Origin of the sequence: Streptomyces sp. SPB074, from assembly GCF_000154905.1 — a bacterium.
In the GTDB taxonomy this organism is placed as follows: Bacteria; Actinomycetota; Actinomycetes; order Streptomycetales; family Streptomycetaceae; genus Streptomyces.
In genome coordinates this window covers 4,204,572-4,206,373 of sequence record NZ_GG770539.1, presented here as the reverse complement: position 1 = coordinate 4,206,373, position 1,802 = coordinate 4,204,572, and the positions used below count along the sequence as shown (strand labels likewise).

The window sequence follows — 1,802 nt, the reverse complement described above, 5'->3', positions numbered from 1 at the left end:
CGAGTAGTCACCTCGCGCGTGTGCGGCCCGCTCCTCGCGCAGAAGTTCGAGACACCTGGGGCAGTCCGCCGCCGAAATCACGGAACGACGCTCTGGGGCTGTGTTCATGCCTCTACAGTGCGTCACCGGGATGCGAGCCAACAGCCGCAACGCCATGAAGGAAGGGGTAGCCCCATTCCCCGTTGGGGAGCATTATTCAAATCGCAGATTGAAGGGGGGAGTTAGTACGCGTGAGCGAATCCTCTCGGCGAAGCCGGGCCATCGCGACCTTCGCCGAAGAAGTACGGAGCCAGCGGCAGCATTTGGGGCTTAGTCAAACGGCATATGCCAATTTGCTCAACTTCTCACAGCCGCTGGTCTCGAAAGTGGAGCGGGGCGAGGTACCGGCGAGTTCCGAGTTCGCTCGCGCCATGGACCGGGCGGGGAAGACGGCCGGCGTGTACGCACGCCGCCACGACGACCTATTCCGCCAGGACTACCCGGACTGGTTCAAGCCGTACGCGGATCTGGAGCAGGAAGCGGCGGCGATAGTCGACTACAGCCCGACGCTGGTGGTCGGGCTCGTCCAGACCGAGGCGTATGCGGCGGCGGTGTTCCGCGCAGGGCACCCTACGGAGACCGAGGACGAGGTGAAGGCGCGCGTCGAACTCCGCGTTCAGCGCCAGGAGATCCTCAACCGATCGCACCCTCCACGCCTGTGGATGGTCGTATCGGAAGGTGTTCTACGGATGCAGGTCGGTGGAGCGGAAGTCATGCGAGAGCAAGTCAGCTACCTCGCTGAGCTCGCTGAGCGCCCCAACGTCACGATCCAAGTGCTGCGCGTGAGGGACGGCGCGCCCCCCGTGTACCTACCGTTCACACTCCTCACCGTCGATGGCCAGCAAGTCGTCTACTCGGAATCGTGGGTCGGTGGCGGTTCAGTGGATAGGTCGCCCGAGGCAATCGCAAAGACGACGGCGGTGTGTGATCATCTCCGCATGACGGCGGCGTCCGCCCAGGATTCGCTGGACCTACTCCGCAGCCTGGCAAAGCAACAAGGAGCAGACGAATGACGAAGAATTCCGCTCGCACGTGGACCAAGAGCAGCTACAGCGGCGCCGACAACGGGAACTGCGTCGAAATCGCGGTCGGCGAGCCTGTCATTCCCGTCCGCGACAGCAAGCGGGCCGAGTCGGGTCCCGTGGTTGAATTCGGTCGTGAGGCGTTCGCCGCCTTCCTCGGGTCCGTGACGACGGACCGTTAAGACGTCGCGTGCGGCCACTCCCCCCTCGGTGGCACCCCCTCCACGCGACCCCGAAGCCCGCTGGGCTCCCCGGACCAGGGAGCACGGCGGGCTTCGCCATGCGCGCGCGTGGGCAGACTCCAGGCCCGTGCGCGAGACGAGGGAGCCAGCCCATGACGAACACCCGAACCCGCACGTGGGTCAAGAGCAGCTACAGCGGCGGCAATAACGGCAGTTGCGTAGAGATCGCCACCGGCGAGGCCGCCCTGCCCATACGCGACAGCAAGCAGGCCGATGAGGGGCCCGTCATCGCGTTCGGCCGGGAGGCGTTCGGGAGGTTCCTGGCCTCGGTGCGGGGCGCCTGACCGGGCGCGGGCCGCGCGGCGGACCGGCCCCGGGTGCCGGGGCACCGGGGCCGTCCCGCGGTCCCGGCCCGTACGTACCCCGCGCCCCTCACGGTCTCGACGCGCCGATCACACGTACGGCGCGGGCGATCTCGGCCCCGGACAGGTCCGCTCGCGCGGTCAGCCTGAGCCGTGAGACGCCGTCGGGCACGGAGGGAGGCCGGAAGCAGCCCACG

Annotated in this window: 3 protein-coding genes and 1 pseudogene; 3 read left to right on the top strand and 1 reads right to left on the bottom strand. The window is 67.4% G+C overall.

Annotated features, from left to right (window positions below; genetic code table 11):
* Nucleotides 1-230 precede the first annotated feature (230 nt).
* The 3 genes from SSBG_RS17530 to SSBG_RS17520 all read left to right on the top strand — a co-directional run bounded on the left by SSBG_RS17530 (nt 231) and on the right by SSBG_RS17520 (nt 1,587).
* Nucleotides 231-1,052 carry a helix-turn-helix domain-containing protein gene (locus SSBG_RS17530; protein WP_008747427.1) on the top strand — a complete coding sequence of 274 codons (822 nt, stop codon included), beginning with the start codon at nt 231-233 and terminating at the stop codon, nt 1,050-1,052.
* Nucleotides 1,049-1,243, top strand: a complete 195-nt coding sequence (locus tag SSBG_RS17525) for a DUF397 domain-containing protein (protein ID WP_008747426.1) — start codon at nt 1,049-1,051, stop codon at nt 1,241-1,243. The genes SSBG_RS17530 and SSBG_RS17525 overlap by 4 nt, the downstream gene beginning before the upstream one ends.
* Before the next feature lie 152 nt (nt 1,244-1,395).
* Nucleotides 1,396-1,587 carry a DUF397 domain-containing protein gene (locus tag SSBG_RS17520; RefSeq protein WP_008747425.1) on the top strand — a complete coding sequence of 64 codons (192 nt, stop codon included), beginning with the start codon at nt 1,396-1,398 and terminating at the stop codon, nt 1,585-1,587.
* 88 nt (nt 1,588-1,675) lie between these two features.
* Here SSBG_RS17520 and SSBG_RS36185 read toward each other — a convergent pair.
* Nucleotides 1,676-1,802, bottom strand: a pseudogene (locus tag SSBG_RS36185) (8-amino-7-oxononanoate synthase); the annotation flags it as partial.